Consider the following 21556-nt stretch of genomic DNA (forward strand, 5'->3'; position numbering starts at 1 on the left):
ACTTTATAGTCTTCAATATTTGTATTTTCATTGTCGTACCATGCATTTACTATCTGAGCTTGATTATCAATTATTTGAGCAATTTCAAATTTGAAATTTTTATAAGGAGCAAAGCTTGGCTCTTCAACTAGTATTTCTCCCATTTTATCTTTTGTTTCTAATAATATTCTCAAGCAATTTTCATTATCAATTAACACTTCTAGACTAATATTTTCTTGTTTTAGAACATTAATGTTTTCTGATAGCCACTCTTTAGTCACTTTTTTTACTTCTTGAAGTCGACTCATTACTTTTCTCCTTTGATATTTATATTACGAGCATCCGGCATTTCTGTTATAGCTGGCAAGCCCTTCTTTTGATTTAACCTATCAATAGAGAGCCTGGACCTGGGATTTGTCCCCATCCTTCTTTTCCAGCCGGATAAAGACTATGGGAATTAACATCGAATTCTTTAAAAACGCTTCCTGGTTTAGCAGCTGGAAATGCTCCAATATTAGAAGGAGTAGCAACATATGCCGATAGCTTCGGGGATTGAAGTTAGTTTACCCTTTCTTCAACAAAAAACATTTTTTACAAAAAGTTCACTTCTAACCTATCAAGTTTACATGTAACATATTGACCGACTAGATAGGAATAATCTGCTAACCACTCACTTGAGATAGGAAAGCCAACAGCGATTGTTTCTGAGTCAATCATTTTTCCTGTTATAGCATAAGAGTAATTTTCAATATGAGTGATATCATATCTTTCATTAGTAGCTAATTGTAATTTAAAATCTCCAAACATATAGAACGTCAATTCTGCATCATATTCTTCTCCTTCTTTAGGATTATACAGGGCCATAGATATCATTGCTTCAATTTTTTATTACCAATTTGAATAATAATATCATCTGTATCATCAAGTGAGATTATTTTGGCCATTTGTTCTTTCCATCTAAATCAAGCTTCACAATCAAATCGTTTAACTATCTATAAGTAAGTAATACTTTTTACAAAGAAAAATATTCAGTATAGTTTAAAACTATCTTTTAAATCTGCGTATTCTTTATCTGTTAAATCCAACAGTAAAATACTCACTAGTATTCCATCTTGAGAAAAACCTAATTTTACTCGACCATTCGTTAGATAATATGTTTCTTCCACATCAATTAACCGAATCTTCAAAATTTCTCTTGACAAGAATACATCAAAGGACTGATTTATATCATGCAGGTCATTTGTGAATGAAATATCACTTTGGAAAACAGGACAACCTTGGATTTAAATCTATATTATTTATTAAATCGTTATTTTTATAGGTTTTAGTTTTAATTTTTTTAAGAATATTCACCATTAAATTATTTTGTTACCGTTCCAGCAAATAATCAGCAATTGTTTTCGTTGAATCTGATATGACTTCATTAACTGTTTTTCTTGTTCCAAAGTCGTTATGCCAATAATGAATATCTGATAAACCACCGCGTGGTGGAAAAAGTTCTTGATAAAGAGTAAATTTTTCCCTTGTACTTAGCTCATCATTGGTATTCAAAGATTTTTTTAAATATTTTAAATCCTCTACTTGCGGATGAACGTTTTTAATCTTATATCTGTCAATTATTGATAACAAATCATCAATTGCTTTTAAAACTGTTTCTAACATACTATCTTCCTCCTCAATGAATTATTGGCCATGAATCTATGACCTCCACACCATCTAAATTCCATGGTGAATCAATGAAAATTTGTTCTTTATTGAGCCCACCTTGATAAATTCCTCCCTGACTCCCTACAGGACCGTCATAGATAGTAGTTCCTTTAGGAATCTTTATTTTATAGACTTTATCAATTGCAGACTGACCACTATACGAACCATCAGGTTTTGTCCAGATATCTTTCACTGCTGTATCAATCCTCACCTGTGCTCTGGACTGAGGTGCTTCTCTAGTAAACCATTGTCCTAAAGGATTATCAGCATTACCCGCTCTATAAAATATTGTATCTTCTGAAAGTACGGTTTTATTATATCGACCTCCATAGAAATTTCGATTTGGCGTTGTAGAAAATTCAGATAATGGACCGGGATTGGTATATGAATTATATTCATACGAATACAAATCCATATATTTAGATTGAATATTGTTCATCGACGGCAATTCCGGAGTCCAATTCTTTGATGGAAGTTGAGGACCAACCACCGGCTGACTCCCCACACTTGGTATTTTCCCTTTAATCCAATCTTTTCCTTTGCCAAAAGCTTCGGGGATTGTTGTATAAGGTTTATTGTAATACTGGTTATAGCCCACATAAGCAGAATACAAGGCAGTCCCCCAGCTAAGTGTTTCAGTGATAGGATGGATGCGATTATACCATTCAGCTGTTTGAACTTCTTCTGCTGTCGCAGGCTCAAGTGTAATCGGATTGATCCCTTCTTCAAGGATGTAATGATTAAACTTCGCCGTGTAATTAGGATCACGCCAACTAAGTAATTTCTGACTGTCCATTAAAAAATAACGGTCTGTCACATAGCGATGATTAGCCCATTCAGTCTCTGACATGCCTAAACTGCCAAATGGTTTCACATGAGCTTGGGAAATGGCATTTTTGAGCTCAGGAAATTCTTTTTCTATCTCCTCTTGGCTCATACCATCTATTTTTTTCTTGAAAGCTGGATCAACCTTAGCTAATTCTGTGGGACTCAAGCCTCGATGATCATTTTTTACTTGGTCATATCTCACCATAATCAATTGAAGAGCATCCTGACTCATAGTAGCAATAGATGCATCACCATATCCCGTGGTTAAAAAACGTTCATAGGCCTGAATCTTGCCACCATACTTTTCCTCAAGCTCAGCTCGGGTCATATTGAAAACATCCAGTAGATTATCCCCTTTATCTGTCTTAAGATCTTTATTAAAGTTTGAAATAATCTTCTTCCATTCAGAACGTGGTTTTCCCTGCAGCTTCTCTGGAAGCTTACTTCGGTAATAGATTTCAGCAGCACCGGATAACTTCATATCTTTGACAGCCTTGTCTATAGCCTGTTCTTGTGGTGTCCGATAATCACTCTTTGAAACAGTCTGAATCTTCTGAGCCTTCATCTTAGCAGACCAACTCATATCTATGCCATCAGTAGAGTAATTACCCTCACTGCCTACCAATACCTGACTAAGCTGCGTCGCTCCTTGAATAGCTAAACCCAAAACCTGCAGACTATCTGTGAAATACTGGGACACCTGAGCCACAAACCATTCAAGTTTGTCAATTTTTTCCTGAATTTCCCGAATGCCAATATTTAGCTGGTTTTCCAGCATTGTCAGAGCATTCGTCTTGGACAGATTGTCAGCTAATTTCCCTGCAACTCCATCAATAATCCGGCGAAATAGAGATTGATACTCTGCCAGCTGAGCTTGGGTTTTCTCCAGCATCTCCTGTTTTATTTTCAGTTGTTCTTTCAATAAATCTAAATCTAACTCGCCGTATTTAGCCACCTCGGTATCGGCACTTTTATAAGAGGAAAGCTCCTCCTGAATATCATCAATAGCATCTTGTAGCTTTTTGATAGCAGGGATTATAATTTCTGTAAATAAGCCCTTTCCCGCTGTATAAGCCGCTCCCTGCAGCTCACCCGACTCCAAAGAGGAAATCAGGTGATCGCAGCCACTAGATAGACGATCGGTCACCTGATTAGCTACCTGCAGATTGCTGGTCATCGCTTGGATAAGCTGGGCCGAATCTGCTGCACTATATTTCACTCCCATGGCAGACTATTCCTTTCTTTGGTCAGTTTTTCTCGTTCTTCTTCCAGGGTCTTTCTTGTTTGACGACCGAGCTTTTCTAGTTCATCCATCTGCACCCCAACATAGTTCTTAACCTGTTGGTTAAGATGCTGAGTCTCTGCTAAATCACGACTGAGGGAAGCAGTATTTTGCGGATACTCATAAAGTAGATTTTCCATTCGATTCGTCAAATATTGGAAATCCGTTGCAAAATTTACTAGAGAATCTTCGTATTGATGTTTGAGAGCTATAAATTTGTCTTCTTTTTTGTCAACTTTGAGAATTTTTTCGTAAAGTGCCTTACGTTCTTTTTCGCTTTTATCTGCCTTCATCTCAACTCTCCCAGCGCTTAGCCTGCTCTATATCGCGTTTCTCAATTTTTGCAGCAATTTCTGGAAATTTATTGGCCTGAGTTAGGACGGCCGAACTGAAGTCACTGATAGCCTGTAACATTTGATTGCAAGCTTGACGGCCAGCTTCCATTCCAGAAATTTCCGCTGTATAGGAAAAGTCAACTTGTTTATTTTGTGCATTGCTGGTATCAACTCCAACTAGCTCGCTGATAGCAGACCTAGCTGAAATAGTGCTTGATTTAATTTGTCCCATCTTCGCTTCTCCTTTTATTTGTAGAATTACCAAAATACCTTTTCATTATATCACAATTCCTCAAAATCATAGGTTCTAAAATAAAAAAGAGGCTGGGACAAAAGTCCCAGACTCTCAATTGTCTTTGGATTGTNGAGCAAGACGCAGTGGTTGAGTGGGCTCTACTACGCTGATTTCATCAGCTTTTACAGTCCTACTCAACTGTGCGGAGGTGGGACGACGAAATCGAATTCTAACGAATGACCGATTTCTGTCCCACTCTCTCGCCTTATTATGTTCAGCAAACTATCAATATAGTAGATTATTGCTCAATAGCCAGCGATTACTGAGCAACCACTCGGAGTTGGAACTATTTATAATGACTTGAAGATCTTTAAATCTAAAACTAGATAGTAGAAAGAAAAGCAAAATCTTCAAACATTTCGCACAACCCCACCGCACTTACTTGTAACTAGTCCTTCCACAAATTCATGGCCTTGAGGAAATCATCCGAAACCGTTACATTCTGAGGATTACTTGCTTCACGCTCCGCCCGTTTGGCTTCTACCTGAGCTGGGCTTGTAATGCCTTCTCGCCGCCAATTACGCAAGATGGCCTGGATATATTTCCAATTAGGCTTGCCATTGAAAACCGCTTCGCGTAAAGCAGCCTTGACCAGGTCTGGATTGGTTTGATCGTCCTTAATAGTCTTGGTCAAGTCCTCAATTTCAAATGGAGTCAAAAGACGACCCAGCTCTTGCTGGAAGGTTTCAACCAGTTCCTTGAGAAGATTGCCATCAGACGCTGGCCTTGACCCTGTAGGACTGGAAGTGCCTAGAATCTCGTCTAGTTTTTCTAAGGCTGGCGAAGCATCAAAAATCGCCTCGATTTCCCCATTCAGTTCAATGGTTCTGTACTGGAGCAAGCCTTTTTCCGTCAGATGGGACATGGAGCGATTGACCTCGGATAAGGTCTTGCCAATATACTCCGCAATCTGACTGGGCGCAAATTCCTCCAATGAGGTGGTATTTTGCAAATAGAAAAACTGCCAGACCAAAAAATCATCACTGGAATCAAAAATGTCTTTAAAATGCAAAAAGAGGGCACTTGGAAGAACCAAGTTGCCATTTTTGTAAGCTGCTAAATAAGTCATAGTACCTCTTTATAAATAAGCAAAGAAGGATGCATCATTCTCTGGACTTTGCCAATCAAATGGTGTTTCTTGATAGACTGCATAATTGACCCAATTACTGAAAAAGAGAGCTGCCGCCAAACTCCAGCGCAGACAAGGAGTTGTATTCACATCATCATTCTTGAAGTAATTCTCAGGAATATGAGGATCCTTGCCCGCTTCCAAGTCACGGAAATACTCCTTGGCAAGGGTATCACGGTCGTACTCCATATGACCGAAGCTATACACTTCTCGCAAGTCACGGCTCGCCAAAACGGACAAGCCCGTGTCTTCTCCCTCAGAGAGAATTTCTAGATTGGTCAGATTCAGAATGTCTTCCTTCAGCACTTCTGTATGCCTTGAATGAGGCGTGATGAATTCATCATCAAAGCCTCTGAAAAGCAGATTATTGCTTGGAGCCGACTGCTCGTAAACACCCGAAAGTTTCTCTTCCATCTGGTGCTTATCCACGCCATAGCGGGCATAAAGGCCAGCCTGTGCTCCCCAACAGATATGTAAAGTCGAAAAGACATGAGTCTTGGACCATTCAATCACTTGCTGGAATTCCTCCCAATAGTCCACCGCCTCAAAAGGCAGATGTTCTACTGGCGCTCCTGTGATAATCAAGCCATCAAAGAAACGATGCTTGACCTCATCAAAAGTCTTGTAAAAGGTCTGCATATGCTCCACTTGGGTGGTCTTTGACGTATGAGAAGTCATATAAAGAAACTCAATAGTCAGCTGCAAGGGCGTATTGGCCAAATGACGCAAAATCTGAGTTTCCGTCACCATTTTCTGGGGCATAAGATTGAGTATCAAGATATTCAAGGGACGAATATCCTGATGATCTGCCCGATCATCATCCATGACAAAGATATTCTCAGAGCTTAAAATTTCAACTGCTGGAAGCTTCTTATCAATCTTGATAGGCATGAAAATATCTCCTTTTGTTTAATATACCTATTATACTCAAAGGAGTTATAGTTTTCAATTATACTTTTTCTCTAACTAGATATAGTAATAAGCTATATCTTTAGTAGTGTATCAATACTTTGTAGTCATAATCGCCGATTGCTTCGCGACCTTTGAGCTCATCCAACTCGATGAGGAAGGCACAACCAGCAACAACTCCGCCAAGACGCTCAATCATCTCAATGGTTGCCTTAACTGTTCCACCAGTCGCAAGAAGATCATCAACAATCAGAACGCGTTGACCAGGTTTGATTGCATCCGCATGCATAGTCAGAGTATCTACACCATACTCTTTTTCATAGTCAGCTGAGATGACTTCACGTGGAAGTTTGCCTGGCTTACGAACAGGAGCAAAACCAACTCCTAATTCAAAAGCAACTGGACATCCTACGATAAAGCCACGCGCTTCTGGACCGACGATCATGTCTATTTCCTTGTCAGTCGCATACTGAACAATTTCACGAACAGCATAGCTGTAAGCATTTCCATCAGCCATCAAAGGGCTAATATCGCGGAAGAGAATTCCTTCCGTTGGGTAGTTTTCAATAGTTGCAATATAATCTTTTAAATTCATAATGTTCTTTCTTTCAAAAAATTTTTTACTCTCTATTATACCATGTTTTATCCAAAAAGGCTCTAGCAGACTTTCAAATATTTTTAGATATGAAAGATTTGTAAAACAGGGAGACCTTTCCCCTAGCAATCCATGAGATAGTCATAAATCTCCTGCACAGTGCCCAGAGCCATGAGTTCTTGCTCTTTGACCAGGCGCTTGAGGTCTTGGTAAATATGACTACTGGCAATTTCTTTCTTTTCAGCTTCCTTATTGACCGTCATGACGCCTTCGGTAATGCTGACAAAGCCCAGCTCTTCAAAAATCTGAATCATTTTGACCAAGAGAATAGGGTCGATTTTCAGATAAGCCGCCAACTCTTTGAGTTTATAGCGAACGTCAAACTCAGGAAATTGATAGATGGTCTTGTAAAGTTTAGCAAATTGCTCACGAGTACCATAACCGGTCAGATAGTAAGGCTTAGTAATCTCATTCTTAAAGTAAATCGCTTCGAAATCCTGAGACTGAAGAATCTTCTTCAAGTCCTGCAAATCATCGGGCAGGTCATAAACCACAACTGCTCTGCTATTTGTCAAATCCGGCAACTCCTCTGTGAAACGCAAGACTGGAACCTTGTCAGGCAGCGTCACATTTTTTCCTCGGATATTGAAAAGCTGAACGCCATCCACACGGGCATCTACCAGCATGAGCTGAAGACTAGTCTGTCCATTCCATTTATTGACAGAGAGGGTGACGGCCAGCTCCAGGTTCTTGGTCTGGGCAAACTCTGTCGCCAGGCTTCCTTGCCCAAAAGCTACTACTTCAAAAGATGCATCTTGTTGGGAAATTTTCAGCTTGAGATGGCTATTGCCAGCCCCCATAGTCCGAGCATTGTCCACTTTAAAATCCTTGAGGTAAAAAAGCGGCTTCTTATTGTCCATACCAAAAGGCGCCAGTTTTTCAAAGCTTTTGAGTGTATCCAAGGTCAGTTCTGGCAGGTGCAACTCCTCGTCTAAGTACAGAGCTGTTTTGCCAGTCAAATCCAAATCATTGTCTAAGATGTAAGCTGTCAGGATATCAGCAAGTTCCGCCAGCTTATCTGCTTCGAGAGTCATCCCAGCTGCTCCAGCGTGCCCGCCAAAGGCTATAAAGAAATCACGATGGCTGTCCAAGGCCTCAAAGATATTGACCGCTTCAATACTGCGGGCGCTGCCCTTAGCAATACCATCCTCGATATTAAGCACTATGACTGGCTGGTGCAGCTCTTCCAGCAAGCGCCCAGCGACAATGCCAAGCACACCAGGATTCCATCCTTCCTTGGCTAACACCTGCACTGGTCTCTTAGAGTCCAGCATGGTTTGTGCTTCTTCATAAATCTGATGGACGATTTCCTTACGCTCGTCATTTTTCTGGTTAATCATAAGCGCAATGTCACGAGCTTCTTCGTCATCAAAACCTGTCAAAAGCTCAATCGCTGGATTGGGATCATCCAGCCGTCCCAGTGCATTGAGTCGGGGAGCAAGCTGGAAGCCAACCGTTTCTTCGTCCAGTTCATCTGGCTGAATGCCTGCAATTTTGAAGAGTTCCTGAAGACCCACCCGCTGGGTATTTTTGAGAACGGAAAGGCCGTATTTGACCAGAATTCGATTTTCTCCCGTCAGACTGACCATATCGGCAATGGTACCGATAGCAACTAAGTCCAAAAGTTCGACTTGGACTTCTTCCAACAAGGCTGTTGCCAGCTTAAAAGCCACCCCACAACCAGCCAAATGCTTGAAAGGATAATCCGCTCCGCTATGTTCCGGATGGACAATCGCATAGGCGTTTGGCAGCTCCTCAGGCATGGAGTGGTGATCCGTCACGATAACATCCACGCCCAGAGACTGGGCCAGCTCGATAGCTTCAAGACCAGCCACTCCATTATCTACTGTAATAATGAGCGAGATGCCTTGATTTTCAATAAAATATTTGTAAACACTGCTATTAGGACCATAGCCATCCGTAAAGCGATTGGGCAGATAGACCTGACACTCAGCCCCTAGCTGCTCCAAGGCTTCCTTGACAATAGATGCCGAGGTCATCCCATCAGCATCATAATCGCCATAGATCAAAATCTGCTCGTAATTCTCAATCGCTGCGCGAATGCGCTCCACTGCCCGCTCCATATCATGCAGGTCATAAGGGGCGTGAAGCTGGTCTAAACTAGGCTCCAAAAATTCCTGCAAGGCCTCTTCAGTCTGCACTCCTCTTTGGTAAAGAAGACTGGCAGCTGCGGGTTCTAGCCCAGCTTTCTTAGCCTTTTTTAAAAATTTTTCGTCTGTAAAATTAGTGGCAAACTGCCAGTCGTATTTTGAGCTAATCATGATAAGTGAAACACTCTCTCCGTTCAATCTTGTCTGAATATTATAACATGAAAAAGCGACAGAGCAGAAGAAAAAGGCATGGAATATTTCTTCTGTTCTATCACTTAATGTTTTACTTCCTCACTCGGCTTAAATTTAAGCAAGGGCAATTTGCTGGATTTTCTCTTACTAGCTAGGACTTCTCCAATCGGCATATCTGACTCACTAGCTTTCTTTCGTCATCCTATTCCCTTTGTAAGTCTTTGCTTTAAGAACAAGCGCTTCCGAGCCAATAAAATGACTTCTGCACTTAGATGAGTCAAGAGCAAGGTTAGCAAAAATACAATTCTTCCCTGCTGCCACTTGGCAAAATCAGTCTTTTGGAGCAGATAAAAAGAGGATTCTATAAAAATCGGGTGCAAAAAGAAATATAAAACGCTCAATTCTTTAAGGTGATACAGATGCCAGTTTTGACCAATTCTTGTACGCAAAATCCAATTCACCAGAAATAAAGCAAAGAGAGGCAAAGCCAAAAAGAAGTTCTTGTCAATCCCTTGATGAATAAAGACAATCCATCCATCTAGCAGCAAAAGAAGGCCGGACAAGGATAGCTTTTTCCCATAATCTTTCCTAAAAATGCTAGACTGCTGATAATCATAAAGGAGATAGCCCAAGTAAATAAAAATGGGAGTATAGAAAATACCGTTTCGGGTGGTGAAGAAAATCTTAGCATAGGTGTCAAAAGACTGGGTAAGCCAGCTATTTGAGAAATAAGCGTAATATGTCTCGATCGAGCCTATTACATAAAGCAGGAGTAGAAAAAGCCCCGTCTTTCTAGCACCCCATTTTCTATAAACATAGTGAACAAGTAAAAGCCCCAAGAGAAAGGCTGGAATGTACCAAAGTTGATAACATAAGCCGATATACAAAAGCCCAGCCAACAAGGCCAAAGGAGCGTAATGTTTTTGAACTGGCAGGGTCCAAAAATACGCCAAAGCATAAGGAACATAAATCCCGCTCCACAAAAGATACTGCTTCAAAATACGCTTAATGTACAGCTTCATATCCTGCTTCTTAGCCAAGCTGGACTTTAGCATAAAAGCTGATGAAATCAGGAAAAAGGGCACTGCCATACGACCAAACATGCTTTTCTGAGTAAAGTGTAAGACCTCATTTTCAAAAAGTCGCTGACAATGCACCAAAATTACCAAAATTGAAGCTACATACTGAAACAAACTGAGCATGGCGTAGTTGACCGGCTGCTCTGACTCTCTGACACTTCTTTCTGCCATAAATATTCTCCCTAGGAAGATGTGCTTAATAAATAGATTTAGTGCTTGCTCAGCCAAACATGCTGAAAGGCAGCGATGTCTCGATAAGGTGATTGGTTGCAGACAGCCAGCTCCATCTCAAGCATCTTTTCAGCCCAGTCAGGGGCAGTTTTGTAGTCATTGGATTGCAGCCCGTAAAAAATTCTTACTCCCTGATAATCTTCAACTTCTAATGGGAGACCTGAAATCACATCTTGGACTTGATAGACCTTTGCAGCTCCCATACTGTGGGTTTGATATTCCTCACCCGCCAAAAGCTGCTGAGCCTTCTCTGGGTCATTTTCAAAAACCACTGTATGCATAATTCGCCCAACCTCGTGATGCTTGACCAGAGAAATTTTGCCGTCCTTTTTTAAGAGGCGGGAAAATTCTGTCAAATAGAGAGCAGGCTCAGACACATACTCTAAAACATTATGACAGATGATGACATCAAAAGACTGGTCTGGCAATGTTTGCAGAAGGTCCAAGCTGCCTTGCAATTGCTCATAATAAAAGTCCTGCTTGCGCTCGGCAATCATTTCTGAACTCGGCTCGATGGCGGTCACTTGGTTCTTTTCCGCTAGAAAATCAGCCACAATTCCAAAACCACTGCCGAAATCAAGAATTTTCTGGCCCTTCAGCGACTCTAGAAAGGCAAAAACAATATCATACTGAAGTTTGCCCCAAGGCGCCTGCAGATGAGCCTTGTAAGCTTGTAGATTAGCTGTCATAAAACCTCACTTATAGTTAAACATATTGGCCGCCATTTTATCGGCAATTCTTGGAAAAAGGGTATAGAGCTTGTGGGCAAGATTGAGAATCCCAGGTAGATTAATTTCCCGCTTCTTTTTGCCAAAGGAACTGACGATTTTCCCAGCTACAAAGTCAGGCTCAAGCATATATTTGTCTACTGCTTTCACATAGGAACCATCAGGATCCGCTTGATCGAAAAAGGCTGTTTTGATAGGACCGGGATTTACCGTCGTGACATAGACACCAAAAGGCAGTAGTTCCAAACGCAAGGCGTTAGAAAAACCAATAGCTGCAAACTTGGTCGCTGAGTAAAGACTGGACTTGCTACTTGCAATGAGGCCGGCCATACTAACGATATTAACGATATGGCCTCGGCCTGCCTGCTTCATGCGAGCTCCAAAGATACGGGACAGATTCATCAAGGCAAAGGTATTGACTTCAAACATGGCCTCGATATCGCTTGAGCTGATTTTGTCAAATTCTTCAAAAATCCCATAGCCAGCGTTATTGACTAGGACATCGACGTGCCCGTATTGTCCGTCAATTCGCTCAGCAAAACTTTCCAAAGCTGAACTGTCTGTAATATCCAGCTCCACTAGGTCAAGATTTTCCCTTTCTCCATATAGTTTTTCCAGCTTAGCCTTGCTCCGTCCGACCAAAATCAGTCGGTCCTTGGGCAAGAGCTTAACCATTTCCTGAGCCAGCCCACCGCTAGCTCCAGTGATGATGATGGTACGCATTGTTCTGCCTTTCATGTTGTTAATTTAATGAAATCTTTTTCCAGCTAAATAGTCAGCATAAGCTTGATCAATGACCGGAGCAAAAAGATGATAATCCTCCCAGCTACCTAAAAATTCCAAAGGTAGGTCGTACAAGTCATTGACTACAAATTCAGAATAATCCTTCATGTACCGATCCTCATAATAATCGTTCACAAAAGTCTGAAAATCCCTTTTGACATCCATTGTGCCCAATTTTCCGTCACACCAGTCTAGAACATAATCCACACCCAAAGTTTGCTCGTCTTTGACACTCTGGAGTGATGTTTCTTCATCAGGACTCATCATTTCCTTTGCATCATGCTGGATGAGCCAAGTAACGAAAAAGCCAATATGATTCGCAGCCCAACGATGAACCTCTCGGTAATTATCTTGTGTTAATTCTTCATTTTCTAAGTTATAACTATAAATATAGTTAGTTAATGCATCCTCAAAATACCAATCAGCTTTATCTAATAAACGACTTTCAACTGCCATTTTATTTTCCTCTCAACGCAACTATCCGAGACTGTAAAATTATAACTCAACTTCTTCCAAATCCTTGACCACGTGGACATTGTCAAAGACGCTACTTGCATCGCGCCGCATTTGGCTAATATCTTTCGATAAGAAACGCGCGCTAACATGATTGAGCAGGAGGCGTTTGACACCAGCTTCCTTAGCCACTTCCGCAGCTTGCATATTGGTAGAATGGCCATGCTTACGAGCCATCTTTTCATCTCCCTTGCCATAGGTCGCTTCATGGACCAGCATATCCGCTGCCACAGCCAAGCGAACACTTGAATCGGTCTTTCTGGTGTCACCCAAAATGGTAATGGTCTTACCCGGGCGAGGAGCTGAGATATAATCGGCTGCAATGATTTTGGTACCATCTTCTAGGACGATGTCCTGACCATTCTTGACTTTTCCAAAGAGAGGACCAAAAGGAACGCCCGCCTCGCGCAGCTTGTCCGCATCCAGCGTTCCTTCCAAATCTTTCTGCATCACCCGATAACCCACGCAGAAAATCGTGTGGTCTAGCTTATCCGCATAAACAGTAAACTTGTCCGTCTCCAAAATCTTGCCCAGACTGTTTTCATCAAACTCATGAAAATCAATCCGATAAGGCAGGCGAGAACCAGACACGCGCAAGCTTGTCATCACAAAGCTTTTGATACCGACTGGTCCATAAATTTCCAAATCCGTCTGCTCTTCATTGGCCTGAAAAGCTCGACTAGAGAGGAAACCCGGCAAGCCAAAAATATGGTCACCATGCAGATGCGTGATGAAAATCTTTGAAATCTTACGAGGTTTGATGGTGGTTTCCAAAATTTGATTCTGGGTGCCTTCTCCACAGTCAAACATCCAGACTTCATTGATTTCCTCCAAAAGCTTGAGAACAAGACTGGACACATTGCGGGCCTTGGACGGCTGACCGGCTCCGGTTCCTAAAAATTGTAATTGCATGTTTTTCTTTCTAAATGATATAAATCATGGCAGAGCGATTCTGCGAGTGGTAGTATTTTTTTCCAGCATAGGACTGAGCCAGCTGACTGACTTCATCTTGATTGTAGCCCAGAACTCTCTGGCTGCCATCCGCTAGCTGCTGCCAATCTGTCAAAGCAGTAAGTGCCTGACTATCCACGACTTGAGATTCAACTTTGAGAGGTACCATTTTTATTCTCCCTGCTTCTTCGTAGACCAAGTATTGTGGAAAGACTTGGGCGATTTCAAAGAGCAAGTCGTCTGTTACCGACTCTGGCTTTTCAGGAAAGACCAAGCCGACTTCCTCGCTCTCATAGCAAAATCCATAGGACTTGCCAGAAAGATTAAGCCGTACAAAAGGTTTATTTTCTACAAAGCTAGGCTCCGCATTCCACAAGTCCAGCGCCTGGCTAATCTCTAAAAAATAGGCTGTCGCGGCTTCCGGACTTTTCTTTTGATAAAGCTCAGCAAAGTAAGCATTGATAACACTGGGGGGCGGAGTGATAAAGCTCCGCTTCTGCTCCTCTGTCAGGCCAGCCAACACTTGCTCTAAGTAGACCCTGTCTAGGCTTGTAAAACCGCCGTATTTGAGGGCCAGGTCAATATAATCAGTCATAAAATTCTTCCAGTTTCCATTTGTTTTTCTCGGCAATCCAGCCTGAAACGACTTCGACATCGTCTATGTATTCTCGATTCCCCATAATCGCGACTTTCTCTAAATCATGAATCTTGTAGGCTTTAGCAGGCGCTACCTTGATTGTAAAAGGCAAAAATAACTCTTTCATCCGCTCCAGCAGGACTTGCTGCAAAAGAGCTCTGCTATTGTCCGCCTTAGCCGAAATCAAAGAATAAGGAGTAAGGGTCGGAGTAAAATCCTCCGTCTTGTCTGCTTTGTTATAAAGAGTCAGCCGGGGAATATCCAGCATGTCCAGCTCATTCATGATGTCGAGGACAGTCTTTTCGTGCTCCTCATGATGAGGGTCGCTGGCGTCAATAACATGGACCAGCAAATCGACATTTTTGCTCTCTTCCAGTGTGGATTTAAAGCTAGATACTAGCTCTGTAGGCAAATCCTGAATGAAGCCAACTGTGTCTGTCAGAGTGACATTGAGCTGGCCACTTAGGTTGATGTTCTTGGTCGTGGCGTCTAGCGTCGCAAAGAGTTCGTCCGCCTCATACTGACTCTTACTAGTCAAGCAGTTCATGATCGTAGACTTGCCAGCATTGGTATAACCGATGAGGCCGATTTTGAAAATACTGGATTCCAACCGTTTTTCACGAACGGTCGCCCGATTTTTCTCCACTGCCTTGAGCTGGCGCTCAATATCATGAATCTGATTGCGTACACTGCGTCGATTGAGCTCCAGCTGGCTTTCACCAGGACCGCGGGAGCCAATACCTCCTGCCTGACGGCTAAGCATAATCCCCTGTCCAACTAAGCGAGGTAGCAGGTACTTGAGCTGGGCCAGATGCACCTGCAGCTTGCCCTCATGACTCCTAGCCCTCATAGCAAAAATATCCAAAATCAGCTGCATACGGTCAATGACCTTAACCCCCAAGCTTTCCTCTAGATTGACATTTTGGCGAGGTGTCAGACGGTTATTGACGATGACGGTCGAAATCTCTTCGGCATCAACCAGCTGTCGGATTTCTTCTAACTTGCCAGATCCGACAAAAGTCTTGCTGTCATACTTTTCCCGCTTCTGGCTATAGGAACCGACTACCTCAGCCCCTGCGGTCTTAGCTAGACTTTGCAGTTCCTCCATGGATAGGTCAAAATTCTCCGTGTCTGCCAGCTCCACACCGACCAAAAAGACACGCTCTGTTTTTTTCTCTGTTTCTATCATCTCATATCCTTACTAAGACTTGGTCAGCCAGCTACTTGTCCAGAAAATTCTTGATGTCCTCCATGACCTGATTTTTATAGTCTGGATTTCCCACCTGATAGAAGGTCACGGACATCCGGTTGCGAAACCAAGTCAGCTGGCGCTTGGCAAAACGGCGAGTATTCTGCTTGAGCTTGTCCACGGCCTCTTCAAGGATCATCTGCCCTTCAAAGTAGGGGAAAAGTTCCTTGTAGCCGATACCCTTGCTGGCTTGACTGGTCGGAGCTTTCTCAAACAGCCAGCAAGCTTCTTCTAAAAGCCCGGCTTCTAGCATCAGATCTACTCGCTGATTGATTCGATCATAAAGTCGCTCTCGCTCATCATCTAGGCAAATCAGCAGGGCTTCATAGTCTGGTTGATTGTTTTCTAGTTGACCGCCCAGATGGGCAATCTCTAGCGCCCTCATAGCCCTGCGTCTATTTATCTGTGGAATCTCGATACCCAGCTCTGCTATTTTTTCAAACAAATCCTCATCTGACCAACTGTCCAGCTGCGCCCGATAGGCCAGAATCTCCTCGTGAGGGACGGTTCCGCCCAGATGGTAGCCCTCAAGCAAGCTCTGGATATAGAGCCCTGTGCCGCCGCAAATGATGGGCAGCTGACCTTGAGCCGCAATCTCGCGAATAGCCTGAGCCGCCTCAGTCACAAAATCATAGGCCGAGTAGCTTTCTCCAACCTCCCGCACATCCAGCAGATGATGGGGAATGCCCTCCTGCTCCTCCGGACGAATCTTAGCCGTTCCAATATCCAAGCCACGATAAACCTGCTGGCTATCACCGCTGATAATTTGACCATTGAAGCGCTTGGCTACATCGATACTCAGAGCCGTTTTCCCAACTGCCGTCGGCCCCACTATCACAATTATTTTGGTTTTCATCTTTTTTCCTTGAAAAAATTTTGATTTTTCGTTACTATTAATTATAACATAAATAATAAAAGTTCAGAAAAGGAGAAATCACATGGCTAAAGGATTTGGAAAAGGCGTTCTTACAGGTGTAGCAGGTACTGTCGCTGCTCTTGCTGGTGCAGTCTATGCCTTTAAGAAAAAAGTCATCGAACCTGAGGAGCAAAAAGCAGCTTTCATCGAAGAAAATCGTAAAAAAGCAGCTCGCAAACGTGTAGCACACTAAGCCTGCACATTTTACAAAAGAGAGTGGGGCAGAAATCGGTAATTCGTTAGAATTCGATGTCGTCGTCCCACCTCCGCACAGTTGAGTAGGGCTGTAAAAGCTGATGAAATCAGCCTAGTAGAGCCCACTCAACCACTGCGTCTTGCTCGACATTCCACAGACAATTGAGAGGCTAGGACTTTTGTCCCAGCCTCTTTTCTTTTGTAGAAAACAGCAAGCTGAATAACTGCTACAGCTAAAACAATTAATCTTTTACATTTCTCTCTTTCTTAGATGGCTGAATGCCATGAGAGCTAAAGATATAATTGCTTAAGAGCGAAAATACTAACAAGCCAAGCACAAAAAATAAATCATAAGTGGGCTCAGAGGACAGGGACACGAAGGGAATCGCGAGAGACAAAATTGTGATATAAAATATTTTCAACTGCTTGATATAGAGCCAGAAGAGTTCAATGCTCCTACTGCCACTGATCTGCGACTTAGACTTACTTTTCGCGTACCAAATGATAAAGGCTTCCGCATAACAGAATAAACTTAGCAAAAAGACCATTCTCCCAAAGCGAATCCGCAGCAGAATTCCCACTGCTAACAATAAGATGAAACCTAAGCTCGCAGCAACTACTGCTCGTCTAGTATTAGTCATAAAATCAACTCCTTTAAAGGATAAATTCAAAGAATGTCTTTAGCAGTTTTTTCTTTTTATTCTCAAGTAATTCAAAAAATCAATTCTTATTTCTATGATGAGAACTAAAAAATATAAGCAAAACCATTAAAAACGAGACAATTAGGCCTACCGTAGTTTGGTTTAAAAACGGATAATTAAAAAATAAATAATTATAGAGTGTTAATAATAGACCTCCTGCCGTTAGCACAAAAGATATAAGCAGAGAAATTTTAAAAAACAATTTTTTTCCATATTAGTGACCTCTTTTTTCCTTGTATATTCCATCAGAAAAGCGGAACTGCTTTTCTAAAATAGACAACAGTTAGTTTAAAGTCCTCTTTTTCGGATGATCCGATAAGTCATCAGACAGCAGAGGAGCATGAGAGAGAGCCGGAGCATGATCACGCTGACACCATTTGCAGTAAAATCATTGAAGAAAAATCCTTTGCTATTGGAAAGTTTCAATAAGATTCCTTCCGTTCCATCAGTTGAAATTGAAAAAATAGTTAGTATCTTATTCATCAGACCATCTCTGAAAATATTCATCAAAAAGTCTGGAGCCAAGAACATTCCTACAGAACTTGCAAATGTTGCTAGCGGCGACTTTGTCAAACTAGATATGAGGACCATCACCCCAAGAATAAAGAGTAAACCAACAAACTGGAATAGAATAAGGCGAATCAACAATTCTAAGAGGTTCATATGGACAGGAAATTGCAAAATATTATAAATGGTCGAAATCCATTCCAAGTTCATCTGGACGCTGGTATCCCAACCGCTCCAACCGAAGTAGGTCCCAAACACCAGCAAAACAAGGCTATTAACAAGGACAAATGTTAAAGTAGCAATTCCAAAAACAGATACGATTTTTGCAATCGTTAACTGATTGCGACCATATTTAGTTGTCAAAAGTAACGAATCCATCTTTCTTGCTCGATCACCTGAGAAAACAGAGCAGCAAATATAGATCACAAATACCACCATTAAACTAAAAGCAGCATTTAAGGTATTAAACAACTTATGCCAAGGTGCAAAATTTCCCAGCTTTAAAGTTTTTAAAGGAAAATGAGACTGCAGCTCTTCTTGTGACTTGAGGCTAATCTGATCGTAATGTAAGACATCATCAGATTTATAGGTATCTGTTAAAATTTCTTGAGAATTGGGGACGAGGCGATCAATGGCATACCAGGAAAACATATCATACAAGTCATTCTGTTTAAAATAGGGCATATTCGCTGCATAGTCATTAACGATTTTATCCATTAACTCATCAGATAAATAACCAGTATGCTCTTCAGCAATCTTTTGTTTGATCACAACTGCTTGTTTTCCATGTATTCGATCAGCTGAAGATCCGCTAATTTGTCCATCATTAAAAAAATTTGCATAAAACAATCCAGCTAAAACCAGTATAATAGCCAGTACTGCACCTAAAACTGACTTCTTTTTTAATAATTTTTTCAATTCAAAAGGAACTAATGCTATCATCCATTTACCTCCTCTCTAAAGTAATAAATATACAAATCTTCCAGACTCGGAATCATCCCTTGCGCCCCTTCGACAGGACTCTCATCGCTAATAACCCGCAAGACGATACCGTCTGGTTCTATCCGCTCATTCACGATTACATAATCCTTTGCAAAACGCTGCCACTCACGCTCGGAAACACGAAATTCCCAAACTTGCCCATCGATAAGCGAAAGAAGTTCCTTAGCACTACCTCTCTCCACAAAATTTCCATCTTTTAGGATTAGGATTTCCTTGGCTATCGCTTCTACGTCCGATACGATGTGGGTAGATAAGAGGATGATTTTATCAGCCGATAGCTCACTGATAATATTTCTGAATTTCACCCTTTCCTTGGGGTCCAATCCCACGGTTGGCTCATCTAAAATCAATATTTTGGGATGATTGAGAAGTGCCTGCGCAATACCAAGTCTTTGCTTCATACCACCCGAATAGGAAGCAATCTTCTTTTTCCTGACATCATATAAACCAGTAAGTCTCAAAAACTTATCACTCTCTACTCTGGCTTGTTTCTTCGTCATTCCCTTAAGAGCGGCCATATATAAAAGGAAATCGAGCCCAGTAAAGTTATGATAATAAGAAAAATCTTGAGGCAAAAATCCGAGATACTGGATATAGTCTTCTGTATGTGATGCCCCATCACACTTTATCCTTCCTTGGCTCGGCTTTATGAGATCACAAATAATATTCATCAGGGTCGTCTTACCCGTACCATTTGCCCCAAGCAAACCATAAACTCCCTCAGTAAATTCGCAGGAAATACCTTTGAGCACAGACTTAGAGCCATAGTTCTTGCTAATGCCTATCATTTCTAATTTCATAGATGCCCTCCATCCCAAAAAATGCCATTAGAGATAGCAAATCACTATTTTCCCAAAATCACAAACATTATTATACTGTTATTATAACATAAATTTTTGATTAAAAATTTTTTTAATAGACTTCAACCATTTGTAAAGTCAATCTTAACCTGCTTAGATTATAGCGCACTTTCTTCAAATAACAAGCCGAAAATCATAAACAGTCTGTATTTCATCCTAAATGGTCATTTGAAGAAAAAAAAACACAGCACTTGCTAGAAGCAAATGCTGATTTTACTAAAATAATAAAATTTAAATTACAAAGAGCATAAGAAAGAATTGACCAGCAGGATATTCCGTATCGTCTTCTTGAAAAAATGCTATAAGAAATATTCTTAGAAAATATCACGAAAAAGTAAGACAGAGAGAGTATAGTGATAGACTGTTCAATTTTAGCAAATCTAATTTGTTTTATGTTTTCTACTAGTTACCTTGGCATATTTTATTCCCCAAATAAGTAGAATAAGTAAGATAAATAATAGAATAGTGGATATCAGAGCAATTAATTTTTGAAAGTCATCACTAATCGTTATCAGTCTGTAAGAACTAAATATAAACAGAGCCAAAGTCAAAATCGTAAAGAAAATTTGGTTTGATAAGATGCCGGAACTACTTTCTTTTTTTATTTGGTTCATAAAATAAAGATTCAACACAAGATTGCTCACAAGTATCAAATAAAAACAAATCTGGACTAGAAGCGATGCTTTAAAAACCTGGTTACTTAAAATTATAATGAATAGAGCCAGACTAGGAAGCTGGGCAGTTAAAAATCGCATTAGATATGTATTGCTATATAATTTCTTCATTTCTTGTCACTCCTAACAATTAAATAACAAAAAACCAGACAACAGTTTGAATTTAAGTTATATTTGTCTCTAAACAAGGCATTTCTCTTAGTGCCTTCGTATTCTTAAACTCTATATTAATTATAGCACTTTTAAACAGGTATGGCATAAAAAATCTTAAATTGTCTTTTTTTACTCATAAACAGTTGTTGTTACTCTCATTGAGTTAAATCAAGTGGCAAATCTAATCATTCGCAATCTAATAAATTCATTTTATCTCCAACTCTTGTCTAAAAGAGTGATCATGACTAATAGTTCTCAAAGAAACATTGGGATAGTGGCTGATAATATTTTGAACATTGGAGAGACCAAGCCCTCTATTTTCTCCTTTAGTGCTAAATCCCTTTTTAAAAATATTATCGGGAGAGATAGAAGGCTCTTTTATTGTATTCTCAACAATAAAAATCTGTCTACTTTCCTGCTCCAAAAAGGCAAAAGAAACCACTGGATGACTAGTCTCCACTGCTGCTTCCATAGCATTATCAGCCAGTATGGAAACAATCGTGATAAAATCAAGCAATTCCATTCCTTGAGGTTTGATTTCTTGAGGAACTTCCAAGCCAATTTCTATTCCCTTGTTCTGAGCTTCTAGAAATTTTGCTGACAAGACGCTCTTGAGAGCATCATTGTGGATATTGGATAGACGACCCAAATCATATTTAGATTGGTTGAACGCTTGACCTGAGTCTTTAAGAACTTGGTTATAAATCTGCTCGATGGCTGGTAAATCATGCGTATCAATTCCCAACTTCAGACTCCTTAAAATATTGATGTAATCATGCCGGAAACTTCGCAACTCATTATAAAGTTCTTCAATGTGCTGACTGTAATCGGACATATTTCTCAATTGTAACTCTCTTTGTTCACTTAACTGCTGTTGAATTCGCTCTCGCAAATTACGGTCTAGGATATTTATCGAACTTAGAAAGAGAATAATATAAACAACTACGATTATTTC

General features: G+C 40.8%; 25 protein-coding genes. 1 reads left to right on the forward strand and 24 read right to left on the reverse strand.

All coding sequences use genetic code 11. The features are described from left to right. The 20 genes from D8872_RS09875 to miaA form a co-directional block, all read right to left on the reverse strand. Window positions 1-287: hypothetical protein (locus D8872_RS09875; RefSeq protein WP_125390802.1), on the reverse strand; the 287-nt coding region annotated here is incomplete at its 3' end. A 73-nt stretch (window positions 288-360) separates the two neighbouring features. Further along, a complete protein-coding gene (locus tag D8872_RS11265; RefSeq protein WP_446677437.1) occupies window positions 361-492 on the reverse strand; it encodes a TreTu family toxin in 132 nt (43 codons plus the stop codon). Window positions 493-570: 78 nt separating this feature from the next. Continuing rightward, complete coding sequence (locus D8872_RS09885) at window positions 571-843, reverse strand: UCP019853 family protein (protein WP_260471694.1); 273 nt, start codon at window positions 841-843, stop codon at window positions 571-573. Window positions 844-1007: 164 nt separating this feature from the next. Beyond that, window positions 1008-1166: a hypothetical protein gene (locus tag D8872_RS11055; protein WP_260471695.1), complete on the reverse strand. Its 159-nt coding sequence runs from the start codon at window positions 1164-1166 to the stop codon at window positions 1008-1010. Window positions 1167-1347: 181 nt separating this feature from the next. Then, on the reverse strand, window positions 1348-1641 hold the full coding sequence (locus D8872_RS09895) for a hypothetical protein (RefSeq protein WP_002932350.1): 294 nt from the start codon (window positions 1639-1641) through the stop codon (window positions 1348-1350). Window positions 1642-1654: 13 nt separating this feature from the next. Then, the gene (locus tag D8872_RS11270) at window positions 1655-3739 is read right to left on the reverse strand and encodes an LXG domain-containing protein (protein WP_260471696.1); all 2085 of its coding nucleotides are present in this window, start codon (window positions 3737-3739) and stop codon (window positions 1655-1657) included. Beyond that, window positions 3730-4089, reverse strand: coding sequence for a cingulin (locus D8872_RS09905; protein ID WP_125390803.1), 360 nt, complete (start codon window positions 4087-4089; stop codon window positions 3730-3732). The genes D8872_RS11270 and D8872_RS09905 overlap by 10 nt, the downstream gene beginning before the upstream one ends. A 1-nt stretch (window position 4090) precedes the next feature. Beyond that, a complete protein-coding gene (locus tag D8872_RS09910) occupies window positions 4091-4363 on the reverse strand; it encodes a TIGR04197 family type VII secretion effector (RefSeq protein WP_125390804.1) in 273 nt (90 codons plus the stop codon). Window positions 4364-4814: 451 nt separating this feature from the next. Beyond that, the gene (locus D8872_RS09920; protein WP_125390805.1) at window positions 4815-5495 is read right to left on the reverse strand and encodes a DnaD domain-containing protein; all 681 of its coding nucleotides are present in this window, start codon (window positions 5493-5495) and stop codon (window positions 4815-4817) included. A 9-nt stretch (window positions 5496-5504) separates the two neighbouring features. Beyond that, window positions 5505-6446 carry a homoserine O-acetyltransferase MetA gene (metA, locus tag D8872_RS09925; RefSeq protein WP_005590498.1) on the reverse strand — a complete coding sequence of 314 codons (942 nt, stop codon included), beginning with the start codon at window positions 6444-6446 and terminating at the stop codon, window positions 5505-5507. Window positions 6447-6546: 100 nt separating this feature from the next. Next, the gene (locus D8872_RS09930; protein WP_125390806.1) at window positions 6547-7059 is read right to left on the reverse strand and encodes an adenine phosphoribosyltransferase; all 513 of its coding nucleotides are present in this window, start codon (window positions 7057-7059) and stop codon (window positions 6547-6549) included. A 122-nt stretch (window positions 7060-7181) separates the two neighbouring features. Next, window positions 7182-9401: a single-stranded-DNA-specific exonuclease RecJ gene (gene recJ, locus D8872_RS09935; RefSeq protein ID WP_125390807.1), complete on the reverse strand. Its 2220-nt coding sequence runs from the start codon at window positions 9399-9401 to the stop codon at window positions 7182-7184. Between the two features lie 218 nt (window positions 9402-9619). Next, window positions 9620-10672 carry an acyltransferase family protein gene (locus D8872_RS09940; protein WP_125390808.1) on the reverse strand — a complete coding sequence of 351 codons (1053 nt, stop codon included), beginning with the start codon at window positions 10670-10672 and terminating at the stop codon, window positions 9620-9622. A gap of 38 nt (window positions 10673-10710) precedes the next feature. Next, window positions 10711-11421 carry a class I SAM-dependent methyltransferase gene (locus tag D8872_RS09945; RefSeq protein WP_125390809.1) on the reverse strand — a complete coding sequence of 237 codons (711 nt, stop codon included), beginning with the start codon at window positions 11419-11421 and terminating at the stop codon, window positions 10711-10713. A 6-nt stretch (window positions 11422-11427) separates the two neighbouring features. Beyond that, a complete protein-coding gene (locus D8872_RS09950; RefSeq protein WP_125390819.1) occupies window positions 11428-12183 on the reverse strand; it encodes an SDR family NAD(P)-dependent oxidoreductase in 756 nt (251 codons plus the stop codon). A 24-nt stretch (window positions 12184-12207) separates the two neighbouring features. After that, complete coding sequence (locus D8872_RS09955) at window positions 12208-12699, reverse strand: DUF7832 domain-containing protein (RefSeq protein ID WP_125390810.1); 492 nt, start codon at window positions 12697-12699, stop codon at window positions 12208-12210. Between the two features lie 39 nt (window positions 12700-12738). After that, a complete protein-coding gene (gene rnz / locus D8872_RS09960) occupies window positions 12739-13668 on the reverse strand; it encodes a ribonuclease Z (RefSeq protein ID WP_125390811.1) in 930 nt (309 codons plus the stop codon). Between the two features lie 10 nt (window positions 13669-13678). After that, complete coding sequence (locus tag D8872_RS09965) at window positions 13679-14302, reverse strand: hypothetical protein (RefSeq protein WP_002909444.1); 624 nt, start codon at window positions 14300-14302, stop codon at window positions 13679-13681. After that, the gene (gene hflX, locus D8872_RS09970; RefSeq protein WP_002909443.1) at window positions 14295-15533 is read right to left on the reverse strand and encodes a GTPase HflX; all 1239 of its coding nucleotides are present in this window, start codon (window positions 15531-15533) and stop codon (window positions 14295-14297) included. Before hflX ends, D8872_RS09965 begins: the two co-directional genes overlap by 8 nt. Window positions 15534-15564: 31 nt before the next feature. Next, the gene (gene miaA, locus D8872_RS09975) at window positions 15565-16449 is read right to left on the reverse strand and encodes a tRNA (adenosine(37)-N6)-dimethylallyltransferase MiaA (protein ID WP_125390812.1); all 885 of its coding nucleotides are present in this window, start codon (window positions 16447-16449) and stop codon (window positions 15565-15567) included. An 82-nt stretch (window positions 16450-16531) separates the two neighbouring features. Between miaA and D8872_RS09980 the strand changes: the two genes are divergently transcribed. Continuing rightward, window positions 16532-16702 carry a DUF3042 family protein gene (locus D8872_RS09980; RefSeq protein WP_005590510.1) on the forward strand — a complete coding sequence of 57 codons (171 nt, stop codon included), beginning with the start codon at window positions 16532-16534 and terminating at the stop codon, window positions 16700-16702. 244 nt (window positions 16703-16946) lie between these two features. Here the strand turns inward: D8872_RS09980 and D8872_RS09990 are convergent, their stop codons facing one another. The 4 genes from D8872_RS09990 to D8872_RS10015 all read right to left on the reverse strand — a co-directional run. Then, entirely contained in the window at window positions 16947-17345 is a 399-nt protein-coding gene (locus tag D8872_RS09990; protein ID WP_125390813.1) for a hypothetical protein, read from the reverse strand. 348 nt (window positions 17346-17693) lie between these two features. Then, on the reverse strand, window positions 17694-18854 hold the full coding sequence (locus tag D8872_RS10000) for an ABC transporter permease subunit (RefSeq protein ID WP_125390815.1): 1161 nt from the start codon (window positions 18852-18854) through the stop codon (window positions 17694-17696). Next, window positions 18851-19714, reverse strand: coding sequence for an ABC transporter ATP-binding protein (locus D8872_RS10005; RefSeq protein ID WP_125390816.1), 864 nt, complete (start codon window positions 19712-19714; stop codon window positions 18851-18853). Before D8872_RS10005 ends, D8872_RS10000 begins: the two co-directional genes overlap by 4 nt. A gap of 1092 nt (window positions 19715-20806) precedes the next feature. Then, window positions 20807-21556: sensor histidine kinase (locus D8872_RS10015; protein WP_125390818.1), on the reverse strand; the 750-nt coding region annotated here is incomplete at its 5' end.

Source organism: Streptococcus cristatus (genome assembly GCF_003943815.1).
Classification (GTDB): Bacteria; Bacillota; Bacilli; order Lactobacillales; family Streptococcaceae; genus Streptococcus; species Streptococcus cristatus_F.